Annotated in this window: 14 protein-coding genes; 5 read left to right on the top strand and 9 right to left on the bottom strand. The window is 71.3% G+C overall.

All coding sequences use genetic code 11. The features are described 5' to 3' along the window. Nucleotides 1-34: 34 nt before the first annotated feature. From egtD to egtA, 4 genes are read right to left on the bottom strand one after another with little or no spacing between them, the layout of a single operon-like run. Nucleotides 35-997, bottom strand: a complete 963-nt coding sequence (gene egtD, locus AB0N07_RS40250; protein ID WP_365844019.1) for an L-histidine N(alpha)-methyltransferase — start codon at nt 995-997, stop codon at nt 35-37. After that, on the bottom strand, nt 994-1,785 hold the full coding sequence (gene egtC / locus AB0N07_RS40255; RefSeq protein ID WP_365844021.1) for an ergothioneine biosynthesis protein EgtC: 792 nt from the start codon (nt 1,783-1,785) through the stop codon (nt 994-996). The genes egtD and egtC overlap by 4 nt, the downstream gene beginning before the upstream one ends. After that, nucleotides 1,785-3,119 (bottom strand): ergothioneine biosynthesis protein EgtB, encoded by a 1,335-nt coding sequence (egtB, locus tag AB0N07_RS40260; protein ID WP_365844023.1) that lies wholly within the window; start codon nt 3,117-3,119, stop codon nt 1,785-1,787. The genes egtC and egtB overlap by 1 nt, the downstream gene beginning before the upstream one ends. After that, a complete protein-coding gene (gene egtA / locus AB0N07_RS40265; RefSeq protein ID WP_365844025.1) occupies nt 3,116-4,435 on the bottom strand; it encodes an ergothioneine biosynthesis glutamate--cysteine ligase EgtA in 1,320 nt (439 codons plus the stop codon). The genes egtB and egtA overlap by 4 nt, the downstream gene beginning before the upstream one ends. A gap of 288 nt (nt 4,436-4,723) precedes the next feature. Between egtA and AB0N07_RS40270 the strand changes: the two genes are divergently transcribed. Then, complete coding sequence (locus tag AB0N07_RS40270) at nt 4,724-5,554, top strand: TIGR02452 family protein (RefSeq protein WP_365844027.1); 831 nt, start codon at nt 4,724-4,726, stop codon at nt 5,552-5,554. 145 nt (nt 5,555-5,699) lie between these two features. On the opposite strand, the gene AB0N07_RS40275 is transcribed toward AB0N07_RS40270, so the two are convergent. Then, nucleotides 5,700-6,101, bottom strand: a complete 402-nt coding sequence (locus AB0N07_RS40275) for a hypothetical protein (protein WP_365844029.1) — start codon at nt 6,099-6,101, stop codon at nt 5,700-5,702. A gap of 106 nt (nt 6,102-6,207) precedes the next feature. Here AB0N07_RS40275 and AB0N07_RS40280 point away from each other — a divergent pair, with 106 nt between their 5' ends. The 3 genes from AB0N07_RS40280 (at nt 6,208) to AB0N07_RS40290 (ending at nt 8,934) form a co-directional block, all read left to right on the top strand. After that, nucleotides 6,208-6,885 carry a helix-turn-helix domain-containing protein gene (locus tag AB0N07_RS40280; protein ID WP_365844031.1) on the top strand — a complete coding sequence of 226 codons (678 nt, stop codon included), beginning with the start codon at nt 6,208-6,210 and terminating at the stop codon, nt 6,883-6,885. Then, nucleotides 6,885-7,316 carry a hypothetical protein gene (locus AB0N07_RS40285; RefSeq protein WP_365844033.1) on the top strand — a complete coding sequence of 144 codons (432 nt, stop codon included), beginning with the start codon at nt 6,885-6,887 and terminating at the stop codon, nt 7,314-7,316. The genes AB0N07_RS40280 and AB0N07_RS40285 overlap by 1 nt, the downstream gene beginning before the upstream one ends. A gap of 241 nt (nt 7,317-7,557) precedes the next feature. Next, nucleotides 7,558-8,934 carry a phosphatase PAP2 family protein gene (locus AB0N07_RS40290; RefSeq protein ID WP_365844035.1) on the top strand — a complete coding sequence of 459 codons (1,377 nt, stop codon included), beginning with the start codon at nt 7,558-7,560 and terminating at the stop codon, nt 8,932-8,934. A gap of 40 nt (nt 8,935-8,974) precedes the next feature. Here AB0N07_RS40290 and AB0N07_RS40295 read toward each other — a convergent pair whose 3' ends face one another. From AB0N07_RS40295 to AB0N07_RS40310, 4 genes are all read right to left on the bottom strand, one after another. Continuing rightward, nucleotides 8,975-9,421 (bottom strand): type II toxin-antitoxin system PemK/MazF family toxin, encoded by a 447-nt coding sequence (locus AB0N07_RS40295; protein ID WP_365844037.1) that lies wholly within the window; start codon nt 9,419-9,421, stop codon nt 8,975-8,977. Nucleotides 9,422-9,515: 94 nt separating this feature from the next. Continuing rightward, a complete protein-coding gene (locus AB0N07_RS40300; RefSeq protein ID WP_365844039.1) occupies nt 9,516-11,003 on the bottom strand; it encodes an SPFH domain-containing protein in 1,488 nt (495 codons plus the stop codon). A 143-nt stretch (nt 11,004-11,146) separates the two neighbouring features. Beyond that, nucleotides 11,147-11,365 carry a hypothetical protein gene (locus AB0N07_RS40305; RefSeq protein ID WP_365844041.1) on the bottom strand — a complete coding sequence of 73 codons (219 nt, stop codon included), beginning with the start codon at nt 11,363-11,365 and terminating at the stop codon, nt 11,147-11,149. Between the two features lie 26 nt (nt 11,366-11,391). Continuing rightward, the gene (locus AB0N07_RS40310) at nt 11,392-12,816 is read right to left on the bottom strand and encodes an amidase (RefSeq protein WP_365844043.1); all 1,425 of its coding nucleotides are present in this window, start codon (nt 12,814-12,816) and stop codon (nt 11,392-11,394) included. 219 nt (nt 12,817-13,035) lie between these two features. Between AB0N07_RS40310 and AB0N07_RS40315 the strand changes: the two genes are divergently transcribed. Next, a complete protein-coding gene (locus tag AB0N07_RS40315) occupies nt 13,036-13,947 on the top strand; it encodes a hypothetical protein (RefSeq protein WP_365844045.1) in 912 nt (303 codons plus the stop codon). Nucleotides 13,948-14,048 lie beyond the last annotated feature (101 nt).

Consider the following 14,048-nt stretch of genomic DNA (forward strand, 5'->3'; position numbering starts at 1 on the left):
GCGTTCCCGGGGGGGGGGGCCCAGGGTGCGGAGGTCAGCGCGCGACGCTCAGCGACAGCGCGAAGCGGCCCTCCTCGTCCGTCCACCAATGGGCCAACTCCAGCCCCGCCGAGGACAGTTCGGTCCGTACGCCCTCCTTGCGGAACTTCGCCGACACCTCGGTGCGCAGCTCCTCGCCGGCGTCGAAGTCGACGGCGAGGTCGAGTGCGGGGATCTTCACCGACTGCGCGGTGCGTGAGCGCAGGCGCATCTCGATCCACTCGTTGGCGGTGTCCCACAGGGCGACGTGGTCGAAGGCGCCGGGGTCGAAGTCGGCGCCCAGCTCGCGGTTGACGACCGTCAGGACGTTCTTGTTGAACGCCGCCGTCACACCGGCCGCGTCGTCGTACGCCCGGACCAGCACCTTCTCGTCCTTGACCAGGTCAGTGCCGAGCAGCAGCGCGTCACCGGGGGAGAGGAGGGAGCGGATCGAGGTGAGGAAGGCGGCCCGTTCGACCGGCAGCAGGTTGCCGATCGTGCCGCCGAGGAAGGCGATCAGCCGGGGGCCCGGCGTGTCCGGCAGCGTCACGCTTGCCGTGAAGTCGGCGATCAGCGCATGGACCTGGAGGCCGGGACGCTCGGCGACGAGCGCCTGCCCGGCCTGGGTGAGCGCGCTCTCGCTGACGTCGACGGGCACGTAGGTGTGCAGGTCGGTCAGCGCGTCCAGCAGATAGCGCGTCTTCTCCGACGACCCGGAGCCGAGTTCGATCAGGGTGCGGGCGTGTGTCGCTGCCGCGATCTCGGCGGAGCGGGCGATGAGGATCTCCCGCTCGGCGCGCGTGGGGTAGTACTCGGGCAGCTCGGTGATCTGCTCGAACAGCTCGCTGCCGTGGGCGTCGTAGAACCACTTCGGCGGCAGCGTCTTGGGTGTGCCGGTGAGGCCCTGCAGGACGTCGGCGCGCAGGGCGGCGTCCGTGGCGTCCTCGGGCAGGGTGCGGGTGAGAAGGAACGGACTCACGTACGGGGCTCCTTCGGCAGTGCGGGGGCCGAGGCGTCGCTCGGCTCCTTGAGGGGGGTGAGCAGCACGTCGGTGCGGCTCGCCGCGAGCAGGGTGCGGTCGGGGACCTCCTGCCAGTGCGGGTCGTCGTCGTAGGGCTCGGAGGCCACGACGGTGCTGCGGCCGGGCCGGGACAGATACCAGAGGGTGTCGCCCCAGGTGGTCGCGGTGATGGTTTCGCCGTTGGTGAGCAGCAGGTTGAGCCGGGAGCCGGGCGCCGCCTCGGCGACCTCCACGACCGTGTCGGCCAGCGCCTGCCCTTCGTCGTCCCCGGCCCGCAGCCGCGCCAGGGCCAGCGCCCACACGAGCGCCGAGTCGTTGCGGGCCTCCATCGACAGCACGTCGACCGCGGGCAGGCTCGCCACCAGGGGCGCCAGTGATTCCGGCCACCCCTGCACCGCACCGTTGTGGCTGAACAGCCAGGGCCCGGCCGCATACGGCGCCGCCGCGGCCTCCGCGTCGGCGCCCGCCAGGGTCGCATCCCGTACGGCGGCCAGGACCGCCCGCGAGCGTACGACGCGGGCCAGGTCGGCGAAGGACAGGTCGGCCCAGATGGGCCCGGCCCGGCGGTAGCGGGCCGGCACCGGGTCGCTACCGGCGTACCAACCCACCCCGAAACCATCCGCGTTGACCGTCCCGTACTGCTGTCGCCGGGGCGCCCACGACTGGCGGTAGAGGCTGTGCGCGGGCTCCACGAGGACGCTGCCGAGTGGCTCCTCGGGACCCAGGTAGGCCAGGTGGCGGCACATCAGACGTCTCCCGCGGAGCGGGCGGTGCGGAACCCGGAGAAGATCTGTCGCCGGATCGGGTAGTCCCAGTTGCGGAACGTCCCCCGGCAGGCCACCGGGTCCACGGCGAACGAACCGCCGCGCAGCACCTTGTACTCGGGCCCGAAGAACACCTCCGAGTACTCCTTGTACGGGAAGGCCTCGAAGCCGGGGTACGGCGCGAGGTCGCTCGACGTCCACTCCCACACGTCGCCGATCAACTGGCGTACCCCGAGCGGGGATTCGCCCGCGGGGTAGCTGCCGGCGGGGGCCGGGCGCAGATGCCGTTGGCCGAGGTTGGCGTGCTCGGGTGCCGGGTCGGCGTCACCCCACGGGTAGCGCGTCGAGCGGCCGCTCGCGGGGTCGTGGCGGGCGGCCTTCTCCCATTCGGCCTCGGCGGGCAGCCGCCGTCCGGCCCAGCGGGCGTAGGCGTCGGCCTCGTACCAGCACACGTGCAGCACCGGCTCGTCCGGCGGTACCACCTCGGTGATGCCGAAGCGGCGCCGCAGCCACTGCCTGCCGTCACGGCGCCAGAACAGCGGGGCGTTGATCGAGTGCTCGCGGATGTGCGCCCAGCCCGGCGCCGTCCACCAGCGCTCGTTGTCGTAGCCGCCGTCGTCGATGAACGCCTGGTACGCGGCGTTCGTCACCGGGGTGGTGTCGATGTAGAAGGGCGCCACCTCGCGCCGGTGCGCGGGGCGTTCGTTGTCCAGCGCCCACGGCTCGGTGGAGGTGCCCATGGTGAACGGGCCGCCCGGCACGAGGACTTCGGCAGGGCCGGTGAACAGCGGCACGGGTTGCGGGTCCGGGGCGGTCAGGGCCTGCGGACCCTTGCGGAGCTGATGGGTGATCAGCATCGTCTCGTCGTGCTGCTGTTCGTGTTGCGCGATCATCCCGAAGGCGAAGCCCGCCTCCGTGAGCCGGGTGCCGTGGAAGTCGGCGCTCTCCAGCAGGTCCATCACCCGCCCGCGCACCTCGGCCGCATAGGTGCGGGCCTCCGCCGGCGGCAGCAGCGGCAGCGAGGGCCGTTCGGAGCGCGGGTGCTCGAAGGCGTCGTAGAGGCCGTCGATCTCGGGGCGCATCGCCTCCCGGCCGGCGACCGCCCGCAGCAGCCACAGCTCCTCCTGGTTGCCGATGTGGGCCAGGTCCCACACCAGTGGCGACATCAGCGGCGAGTGCTGCGCGGTCAGGTCGGGCTCCTCGACACAGCTGGTCAGGAGCGTGGTGCGGTCGCGGGCGGTGGTCAGGGTGGTCAGGGCCCGCTCGCGCAGGGTCTCTGCGTCGATCGAGGGTTCGTCGAGGGCGGGGTCGGTCATGATGTGCGGAGGTCCTTCCCGTGCGGGCGCCGGTCGGTGCCGCGCACCCGGTCCAGCAGGTCGTCTGCGGGGCTGCGGCCCTGGCTGACATAGCGGTCCAGATACGCCGACACGGCGTCCGTGACCCGGGTGGTGGCGCCGAGCCTGGGCAGGGCCTCGAGCGCCGCCGCGAAGCAGGTGGCGGCCGCCTCCTGCAGCTCGGAGTCGGCCAGGCCGACTCGGGCCGCGTCGATCCACAGCGGATTGTGCGGCGCCGGCAGCGTCAGCGCCCGTTCGGCCAAGGGCTTCACGGTGCGGTACGCGGTCTCGGCGGCCTCCGGGTCGTCGAAGAGCGCCTTCGTCACGGCGAGCGGGACGATCCACCCGTCCTCGCCGGGCTGGGCGTCGATCATGCGCAGTTCGAGGAAGCCACGCGGTCTGACCGGAGGGAACAGCGTCGTGATGTGGTAGTCGAGGTCCTCGCGGGTGGGCGGCCGCGGCGCCCCGGACCTGGCCCACTCCCGGAAGGTCAGCCCCTCCGGAACGTCCCAGGGCCCTTCGTCCCCCCGTATGCACATCACCGGCGCGTCCATGACGTGCCGGGCCCAGGTCCGGCGGGGATCCCCGTCCAGCGGGGGCGCGCCCGCGCGGTCGGGACCGATCTCCAGCCACAGCAGCTGCCGGGTGGAGCGCCAGCCGGTGGGTTCACGCCGGGCCAGCGGGGAGTTGGCGAAGGCGGCCACCAGGACCGCGCCCAGCTGGTGCGCCAGCCACCAGCGGCGGCCGTGGCCGAGGGGGCCGGGCTCCTCGTGTCCGGCGTCCAGGCAGACCTGGACGGAGGCCGAGGTGCACATCATGCGGCGCCCGGCCGGGCCGGTGCGGTCCAGGCAGGTCTCCATGGCGTCGTAGCGCCGCTCGTGCAGGAAGCGGCGGGGCGGATGCCAGGGGTCGTGTCCGATGCCGACGAGGCCGAGATCCTGCCCGGCGAGGACCGAGCGGACGGCGTCGAGGTCGGCGGAGACGGTACCGATGCACTCCATCAGGGAGGTGGCGGGCGGCGAGCTCAGCTCCAGCTGGCCGCCGGGCTCAATGGTGAGCGCCGACCTCAGGGGCACGGTCCGCAGTGCGGCGTAGGCCGCTTCGAGTCGTTCGGGTGTGACGGGGAGTTGCGGTGTGCGCAGCTCGTGGACCAGCCATTCCACTTCGACCCCGACAGTGCGGGGCGGGCCGGTCTTGAAACAGATGCCCCGGACCAGTGCCTCCACCTCGGGTGGGGTGAGGGCGGTGCGGGGCTCCGTACAGTCGCTCGCCGGAGCGGCGCTCGGCGTATCTGACATGTCTGGAACCTCCTGAGATTCGACCGTGTCGCCGACCCGGCCCGTCAGGTGCCCGGACGGCAGCACTCGTCCCACCCAAGACCCTCCCGCCGCATCGCACAAGGGTGCGTATCGGCATGTTCCGGCTCGGTAATCTCCTCGTTCCGGGCGTTTCCTATGGCTTTCCTGGGCGTTCGCGGACGCGGAAACTCTGTTGCACCGCATGTCCAGGATCGCCCACGATCGGTCCATGAGCACGATGGGGGAGCGCGCACGGCGCGCGAGCATGGCGCACACGGGGGTGGCGCCATGAGCGCGCGCCTGCGCGGCGTCGCGCAGCAGACGCAACAGATCGTGGCGGCGGGCGCGTATCAGGCGTCCGACGGGCGCGAGGTGTCCCTTGCGGCGGCGGTGGAGGCGGCGCGGGCCGGTACGCGCATGCACGGGCCGGACCCCGTGCAGGTGTCACCGACCGCCACTGCCGACACGCTCTTCGAGGTCACCGGCGAGAGCAGCCTGGAGGCAGCGCGCCGGCTCGGCGGGCAGGTGGCGGTGCTGAACTTCGCCTCGGCCCGCAACCCGGGAGGCGGTTTCCTCAACGGCGCCCAGGCCCAGGAAGAGGCCCTGTGCCGCGCCTCCGCGCTGTACACGTGCCTGCTGCGGACCCCGGAGTTCTACGAGCACCACCGCAACCACCGCGACCCGTTCTACACCGACCGGGTCATCCACTCCCCGGCGGTGCCCGTCTTCCGCGACGATCGCGGCCGCCTGCTGGACGAGCCGTACACGGCAGGCTTCCTGACCGCCGCCGCCCCGAACGCGGAAGTGATCAGGCGTACGGCGCCGCAGCGCGCCGGTGAACTGCCACAGGCCCTGGCCGTCCGCGCCGAGCGGGTGCTGGAGACGGCCGCTGTCCACGGCTACCGGCGCTTGGTGCTGGGCGCATGGGGGTGCGGGGTCTTCCAGAACGACCCGGCGCAGGTGGCGGGCGCCTTCCGGGCGCTGCTCGGCCCCGACGGCCGATTCGCCCGCACCTTCGAGCGGGTGACGTTCGGGATCCTGGACCGCACGACGGGCCATACGGTCCGAGGCGCATTCGCACGGGCGTTTCCGGTGGCGCAGCCGCAGTCGAGTCGGTGAGTCCCCCGCAGACGGGGGATGCTGCGGGGGACTCACACAGGAAGACGGATGAAAGACGGTCGGAGTTCCCGCCTCCAGTACTTTGCTTCTCGTTGCTTTTGCACAGGGCTGACAGTCTCCCGCAGGCCTCCGTCCGGTGGCGGTCTCAGGGAGCCTGGCCGATCTGCAGGCCGGGACGGCGGCGGTGGACCGTCAGATAGGCGAGGCCGTCGTCCCCCGCGGTGATGCTTCGGGTGGAGCCGTGGGGGAGCCAGAGCAGGGCGCCGGTGGTCAGGGTCTGCGGCTCGTCCTGCGGGCCGGCGCCGAGGACGCCGTCGCCTGCGACGACGAGCACCAGTACGTCCAGGTCGGGCTCCGCGTGCGGCGCGATATGGCGGCCCGGAGTCAAACGGACCACGTTGGCGTCGAGTTGGCGTTCGCTCTCGGCGAGCTTCCACAGCACCGCGGTATCGCTCGAAGCCGTGGCGCTCAAGGAGTCGGCGTTGCCCAGGATGCGCGGCGCCGCCGCCTCCGCCTCCCGGCCGACCTGCCTCTCGGCCTTGCTCATCGGCTCCCCTCCATCTGTCCGCACTCGCCGGCCCTGCCGCTTGCCCACCAATTATTACAAGTATTATTTGGAGAAAATGGTCGCAGGTGGGAGGGGAGTGAGGGGCATGTCAGGGGCGCACAGAAGTGCGCGCCGTCGTGAGGTCCTCGACGTGCTGCGCACGGCCGCGGCCCCGCTCGGCGTCGCGGAGACGGCCGAGCGCATCGGCGTCCATGCCAACACCGTCCGCTTCCATCTGGAGGCGCTGGCGGGCGAGGGGCTCGTGGAGCGGCGCGTTCTGGAGCCCTCCGGGCCCGGGCGGCCGCGCACCGTCTACGTCCCGAGGCCGGGCATGGACCGTGGCGGAACCCGCAGCTATCGGCTGCTTGCGCAGATGCTGCTCGGCCGGATCGCCGCCACGGGGCCCGACGCGCGTTCCACCGCGATGGAGGCCGGCCGGGCCTGGGGCCGTTCCCTGGTCGAGCCGCCACCTCCGTCCCGGCGGCCCACCCCCGAGGAGTCGGCGGGCCGGCTCGTCGAGCTGCTGGACGGTCTCGGCTTCGCCCCGGACCCGGAAGGCGGCACGGCCCCCTCGCGGATCCGGCTGCGGCACTGTCCGTTCCTCGAACTCGCCGAGGAGTACGGCCAGTTGGTCTGCCCGCTGCATCTGGCGCTGATGCAGGGTGCATTGGCCGAGCTGCGCGCTCCGTTGACCGCGACCGATCTGGAGCCGTTCGCCGAACCCGATGCGTGCCTGGCCCACCTGGCGCCCGCACCGCAGCAGACAGCAGAGAGGCATCCTTGATGTACCCGACGTGGGCCGCAGTGGCGGCCGCGATCACCTTCGTCTGGCTCGGCATGGTGCTGGCGATCTCCTTCCTGGAAGCACCGCTGAAGTTCCGCGCGCCTGGCGTGACCATTCCCATCGGGCTGGGGATCGGCCGGCTGGTCTTCCGGGCGCTGAACCTCACCGAGGCCGTGCTCGCCGTCGTGGTCGTGGCCGCCGTCGCGGCGGGCGATCCGCCAGGGCGGGTCGTGGGGCCGGTGGCCGCCGCGGCGGTCCTGCTCCTCGTGCAACTGCTCGCGGTACGCCCGCGACTCAACCGCAGATCCGACCGGGTCCTGGCGGGCGAGGACCTGCCCCGCTCGCGGGACCACCTGTACTACGTCGCCCTCGAAGCCGCCAAGGTCGTGGCCCTGATCGCCCTGGGAATCGGTCTGCTGACTGCCGGGTGAGGGAACCTTCTTCGGGTCGAACGGGTCTTCTCACTCGGTGCGGGCGTCGAGAGACCGCCCGCGACCAGCGAAACCCCCTTGCGCCGCCCCGATAGCATGTTCGAGCCCACGACGATCGCCGCCATAGTCCGCCCTCGACCGAAAAACCTTTGCCATCCAGCACGAATAGCGACCTGACTAACCAACATCTAAAAAATCGGCCAGCCAATTGATACCCAGAGAATCGCGGTTGTTCCCGCGAATGAGATCCGGTTCTTCCTTCGCCACCTGGCGGCGCCCGCGGACGCTGCTGTGGACCGCGGCGGGTGTAGTGGTGCTCGGATTCCTCCTCGCGTTGGAGGTCGCCGCGCGCCACTACGGCCTGCCGGGGCCACTCACGACCCAGGTGCAAGAGGTGGTACTGCCCCCGAAATCGGGCTTCCTGCTGTACGCCAGCATGGGTTTGATGATGGTGGTGCTCACCCGGCGGCAACGGTTCATCGCGGCGGGCACAGCGATCGGCATCGACATCGTCTTCGTGGTGGTGCGCTGGGCGTGCGACGTCAAGGTGACCGAGGGCCATCATCCGTTCGGCAACGGCGCGTTGTGGGTGATTCTGGGCTGCGCCGTCATCGCTGTCACACGCCGCACCGGCCAGGAACGTCTTCTGCTGCTGAAGGGGGTCGGGCTGGCCCTGCTGCTGGTGGCCGGCCGCAAGACCGGTGACACCTGGCTGCTCATCACGTCGAAGACGCGCACGATGGTGCTCGACCAGTACGTGGCAACCGCCGATCACGCGCTGGGCAATCCGTCGTGGCTGATGGGCCGGGTCGTCAAAGCCACCGGACCGGTCGGCTTCCATCTGCTCGACCTCGTCTACGGCCAGCTCGCGGTGGCCGCCGTCGTCGTGACGCTGTACCAACTGCGCAATGTGGCCGCCGAGCGCCGCTTCCCCGGCCACCATCTGGTGCGCACGTTCTTGGTGATCGGCCTCCTCGGACCGGCCATCTACATGATCTTCCCGGTGGTCGGGCCGATCTTCGCCTACGGCACCGGCACCGACCAGTGGCCCTCGCCCGACCTGGGGCCGGACGCACTGCCCACCGTGCACTGGGCGGTGGCCGACCTGTGGCCGGGGACGACGCCGCCGCTCAACACCCCGCATCCGATGCCGTTCGACGCTTTCACGCCCCGTAACTGCATGCCCAGCCTGCACACGGCATGGGCCACCGCGATCTTCATTCATTCCCGGAAGGGCCCACGGGCTCTGCGCTTCGCCGGCACGTTCTGGCTGATCGCGACCCTCTGCGCCACCCTGGGTTTCGGCTACCACTACGGCGCGGACCTCATCGCAGGCGCGGTGTTCACGCTCACCATCGAGGCAGCTCTGCGCGCCCACGCCCGCGGCTGGGACCGGTCGGGGATCCAGCTGGTCGCCCACGGCGCAACGGTCTTCGCCGCGCTGTTGCTGTCGTACCGCTACCTGCCGATGGACATGGCCAAGCACGCGTGGCTGTTCGGGCCGCTGCTCCTGCTGGCGATGATCTCGGTGATCCACGACTACGTACGGACCACCAGGGCGTGGGAACCGACGGCAGCTCCGGCACGGCAACTGGAGCCCCAGCCCGAACCGGCATGACATGCGCGAGGCCCCGGCCGGTCGGGCCGGGGCCTGGCGTTCAGCTCCAGCCGTAACGCTCCGCCAGCCGCTGCCGCACCAGGTTGAACCGGCCGCGGTCCAGGGCGCAGGCCTCGCGGCGCATGCCGTCCTCGTAAAGTCGCAGCACCCGGTCCACGTCGATCCAGGAGTCGCGCCCCGACCGGTCCCAGGGCCCGCTGCCGATCGCCACCCACTCCCGGTCGTCGTCGTGCCGCTTGCTGGACAGCTGCACGGCGAGCAAAGTGCCGGCGCTCTCGCGGGCGACGACGAGCACCGGGCGGTCCTTGCCGCGGCCGTCGTTCTCCTCGAAGGGCACCCAGGTCCACACGATCTCGCCGGGGTCGGGGTCGCCGTCGTGCGCGGGGGAGTACTCGGTGCGCACCCTGCCGACCTGGCGCGGGTCGGCCTCGGTGGTGGCGGTGGGGCCGAAGCGGCCCGGGACGTTCTCATCGGTAAACGCAGTCACGCAGGCACCTTAGAGGGGTGGGACGGCTCAGCAGGCCGGGGGCCCTCGAAACCGAGGGCCCCCGGGGGCTGCTGTCGTACCTGCGCCGGTGCGGCTATCCCTCCTTCTCCACCGGTACCTTCTGCGACGGCGGTGCCGCTATCCCGTTCAGGGACGGCGCAGTGCCGTGCGGGCTCTGCCCGTTCTGGTTCATCGAGGCCAGCAGCTGGCGGGCCAGGCCGAGGCCGGTGCCGCCCATGGTGAGCGCCTTGGCGAGCATGTCGGCCATGCCGTCCGCGCCGTTGAGCACCACCATGTTGTCGACACTGCCGAACGCGGACGCGCCCGCCTTGACGATCTCCGGCCAGTTCTCGGCGAGTTGCTGGGCGACGACCGCCTCCTGGTTCTCGGCGAGGGCCGCGGCCCTCGCCTTGATGGCCTCCGCCTCGGCGAGACCCTTGGCCTTGGTCGCCTCGGCGTCCGCCAGACCCTTGGCCTGCGCGGCGGCGGCCTCGGCCTCACCGGTTGCCCTGGTCGCCGTGGCGGCCGCGGCACCGCGTGCCTTGGTCGCCTCGGCCTCGGCGCTCGCGGCCGTCTTGACCCGGGTCGCCTCGGCGGCGGCCGCCAGCTCGGTCTCCTTCGCCTTGGCCTGTGCCGCCGAGATCCGCGCGTCGCGCTCGGCCTCGGCCAGCGTGCGCTTCTCGTAGGCCGTGGCGTCCGCGGGCTTGCGGACGTCCGCCTGGAGCTGCTGCTCCCGCCGGTGCGCCTCGAGTTCGGCGACCCGGGTCTCCTGGACGACGACCTCCTGCCGGGCCGCGGCATCGGCGAGCGGACCCGCCTGCCGTGCCTGCGCGGCGGCCTTGTCCCGCTCGGCCTGGTAGCCGGCCTGCAGGATCTCGCTGTCCCGGGTGGCCTCCGCCATCCGCGCGAACGACTGCTGCTCGGCCTCGGTGGCCAGCCGGTTCGACTCCGCCTGCGCGATCCGCGCGTCCCGCTGGACGGCGGAGGCATGCGGTGCGGCCAGGTTCTGGATGTACCCCGTCGGGTCCTCGATCTCATGGATCTGCAGGGAGTCCACGATGAGCCCCAGCTTCTCCATCTCCGTGCCGCAGGCGGCCCGGGTCTGCGCGGTGAGCTTCTCCCGGTCGCGGATCATGTCCTCGACGGTCAACCCGCCGACGATGGAGCGCAGATGACCGGCGAACACGTTGTGCACCCGCTCGGCCATCAGCTTCTGCTGGTCGAGGAAGCGGCGGGACGCGTTCGCGATCGACACGTAGTCGTCGCCCACCTTGAAGATGACCACGCCCCGCACCTTGAGCGGAATGCCCTGGTGGGTCACGCAGTCCACATGCAGTTCGGTCTCGTTCAGGTCGAGCGAGAGCTTGCGCACCGCCTGCACTCCGGGCAGCACCAGAGTGCCGCGGCCGGTGACGATGCGGAATCCCATGCCCTCCCCGAGCCCCTCCGTCTTGTGCTTCGAGCCGGAGATGACGAGCGCCTCGTTGGGCTCGGCGACGCGCCACATGAGCTTGAACAGACCGATCAGAACGAGAATGGAGGCAACCACCACTCCCGCAACGACGCCGACAACCATCGGCATACGCCCCCTTTGCATGGTGCCCTTTCGGCACCGAACGAAGGGAGTGTGCTCCTGCGCGAGGCCGGTGAGAAGACGCCTACGAATCCTTGTCGTTTTCTTGACGCCCACCCCTTGCCAAGGCTCTCACCTGGGATGGAGTATGCTCAACTGTCGTACGCGGCGGTGACGTAGACGGTCCTGGGCGGCAGGTACTCGACCACCATCACGACCGTCCCTCGCTCGATCCGGTCGCTCCCGGTGGCGGCGTACGCGAGGAAGTGCTCGGCCCCGCCCCGCACCCGGACGATCACCTCGCCGACGAGCCCGGGCCCGACCGTACCGGTGACCCGCCCCATGAGCCCGACCATCGACGCATCGTCCATGGTCACAGGGTACGGGCCGAACCCGCCTACGCAGCCGGGGAGTCCGTGACGGCCCGCTGGGGCGGCCACGCCTCGTACCAGCGCAGCTCCGCCTCCAACTGCGCGGCGAGCGAGATCAGCAGGGGCTCGCTGTCGGCCGGCCCGAGCAGCTGCGCCCCCACGGGCAGCCCGCCGCTCACGAACCCGGCGGGCACGTTGACCCCGGGCCAGCCCAGCACGTTCCACGGCCAGGCATACGGACAGGCGGCGATCATCGCCCGGTCGGTGGCGAAACCGCTCAGCGACAGCAGCGCGCCGATGCGCGGCGGGGGAGCGGCGGTCGTGGGCGCGAGGACGACGTCGTACGACTCGAAGAACGTGCCGACACGGCGCTGCAGCACCGCTTCCGCACGCCGCGCCGCCTTCAGCGGTACGCCGCCGAGCAGCCGGCCGAGCCTGGCGGCCTCGCGGGTGCGCCGGTCCAGGAGGGCGGGGAACGGCGTCTCGGCCACGCGCTCTGCGATGCCGGCGGTGGCGCGGGGGACGAAGGTGAGCCCGATCTGGCCGTAGGGCGGGTCGGCCTCCTCCACGACATGCCCCAACGCGCTGAGCTGCTCGGCCAGTTGGAGCACCTGGGCGCGGACCTCCGGCTGGAGGCGGGCGGGCACGGCGGTGAACGGTGGCTTGAGGGAGAGCGCGATGCGCAGCCGCCCGGGCTCGCGGCTCGCCGCCTCCAGGGCGTTGATGGCCGCCGGCCGGTGCGGATCGCGCTCGTGGTTGCCGCTCGCGGCGTCGAGCAGCAGGGCTGCGTCCGCGACCGTGCGGGCGAGGGTGCCGTTGACGGTGATGCCCTGGAAGGACTCGCCGCGCGGCCAGGTGGAGATGCGGCCGCGCTGCGGCTTGATGCCGACGAGATGGGTCCAGGAGGCCGGGATGCGCACGGACCCGGCACCGTCGGAGCCGAGCGCGGCGGGCACCAGACCGGCGGCGACGGCGGCGGCCGACCCCCCGGACGAACCGCCGGGAGTGTGCTCCGGATGCCACGGATTGCGGGTCGCACCGAAGGCGGGCCCCTCGGTGAACGGCCACTGCCCGAACTCGCAGGTGTTGGTCTTGCCGACGATCACGGCTCCGGCCGCGCGCAACCGCCGTACGGCCTCACCGTCCTCGGCGACCGGCGGGAACTCCCCGTCGCAGCCGAAGGCGGTCGGCTCGCCGGCCACGTCCATGTCGTCCTTGACGGCGACGGGCACGCCGAGCAGCGGTTTGCGCACCCCGGCGGCCCATTGCCGGTCCGCCGCATCGGCCTCGGCGAGGGCGGCCTCGGTGCGCACGATCCGGAAGGCGTTCAGGGAGGGCTGCGTCGCCTCGATCCGCGCGAGGGCCTGCTCGACGAGTGCCCGGGAGGTGGCTTCCCCCTCGGCGAGAGCTCGGACGGACTCCGCCAGGCCTGCGGCACGGTCGAGCGTCATACGGAACACCTCTCCGGGACGTCTTTGTCTACTGAACGGTAACGTCCTACGGGCCGAAGCGGTACGGCATCTCGAACATCCCTTCCCCCGGCGGCGATCTGACGGAAATCGGCCCCGGCCAGTACGGCCTCGGCATCGGCGAGGACGCCAACGCGAACGACTCAGGCGTCGGGCTGGGAGCCGGCGACATCACCGTCGCCGGCTCGCTCTTCAACCAGATTGCAGCGGGCGGCATCGTCGTCGGCGGCTACCGGGCAGACGCGCACCACCCCCAGTGACGCGCCGGGCATTGGAGTCGTTCTCGGGTACGACTCCAACGGCGACGGATACCTCGACACCAACGCGCAGACCACGGGCATCAAGGCACCGGTGTGGTTGCGGCTCACCCGCACGGGCAGCCAGCTCAGCGGGTACTACTCCACCGACGGCAGCACCTTCACCCGGGTCGGCTCGGCGGTGAACCTGTCCGGGGCCAAGGCGACCGAGGACGTGGGCGTCTTCCACACCTCACACGACGGCAACGTCCCGGGCACGGCCACCTTCGGCAGCCTGAGCATCACCACACCCCCGTTCGCCGGATACGCGAACATCCCGGCCCTCCTCGACCAGCACCAGAGCCAGCTCTCGATCACCGGCACCGGGGCCGACGTCTGGGGTGCCGGCGGACAGCACGACGACCAGTACGGGGCCATCTACCAGAGCCAAGCGTTCACCAACGGCACCACCGTGACCACCAAGGTGAACCAGTTGGACAACACCAACCCGTGGGCAAAAGCGGGGATCATGGTGCGTAACAGCATCGGCGGTGCCGGCAGTTCAGCGGGGTACGCGGTCATGGCCGTGACACCGGGCAACGGAGTCGTTCTCGGGTACGACTCCGACGGCGACGGATACCTCGACTCCGAGGCGCAGACCACGGGCATTACGGCACCGGTGTGGTTGCGGCTCACCCGCACGGGCAGCCAGGTCAGTGGTTACTACTCCACCGACGGGACCACCTTCACCCGGGTCGGGTCGGCGGTGAACCTGTCCGGGGCCAAGGCGACCGAGGACGTGGGCGTCTTCCACACCTCCCATGACAACAAACTCTCGGGTACGGCCGGCTTCAGCGGCCTGAGTATCACTCCGTAGCCAGTTCTCCATCGGATGAGCAGAGGGTGTTCAGATCATGCGGTGACGCAGGATCTGAACACCCTTTCCGGGAGCCGACAATTCCGCGAAGGCCGATGTAC

The sequence above is a fragment of the Streptomyces sp. NPDC051172 genome, from assembly GCF_040682555.1.
Lineage (GTDB): Bacteria > Actinomycetota > Actinomycetes > Streptomycetales > Streptomycetaceae > Streptomyces.

Coding starts and splice junctions, on each gene's coding strand:
- egtC (WP_365844021.1), bottom strand. CDS start 1,785: ATGTGCCGCCACCTGGCCTACCTGGGTCCCGAGGAGCCACTCGGCAGC.
- egtB (WP_365844023.1), bottom strand. CDS start 3,119: ATGACCGACCCCGCCCTCGACGAACCCTCGATCGACGCAGAGACCCTG.
- egtA (WP_365844025.1), bottom strand. CDS start 4,435: ATGTCAGATACGCCGAGCGCCGCTCCGGCGAGCGACTGTACGGAGCCC.
- AB0N07_RS40270 (WP_365844027.1), top strand. CDS start 4,724: ATGAGCGCGCGCCTGCGCGGCGTCGCGCAGCAGACGCAACAGATCGTG.
- AB0N07_RS40275 (WP_365844029.1), bottom strand. CDS start 6,101: ATGAGCAAGGCCGAGAGGCAGGTCGGCCGGGAGGCGGAGGCGGCGGCG.
- AB0N07_RS40280 (WP_365844031.1), top strand. CDS start 6,208: ATGTCAGGGGCGCACAGAAGTGCGCGCCGTCGTGAGGTCCTCGACGTG.
- AB0N07_RS40285 (WP_365844033.1), top strand. CDS start 6,885: ATGTACCCGACGTGGGCCGCAGTGGCGGCCGCGATCACCTTCGTCTGG.
- AB0N07_RS40290 (WP_365844035.1), top strand. CDS start 7,558: ATGAGATCCGGTTCTTCCTTCGCCACCTGGCGGCGCCCGCGGACGCTG.
- AB0N07_RS40300 (WP_365844039.1), bottom strand. CDS start 11,003: ATGCCGATGGTTGTCGGCGTCGTTGCGGGAGTGGTGGTTGCCTCCATT.
- AB0N07_RS40305 (WP_365844041.1), bottom strand. CDS start 11,365: ATGGACGATGCGTCGATGGTCGGGCTCATGGGGCGGGTCACCGGTACG.
- AB0N07_RS40310 (WP_365844043.1), bottom strand. CDS start 12,816: ATGACGCTCGACCGTGCCGCAGGCCTGGCGGAGTCCGTCCGAGCTCTC.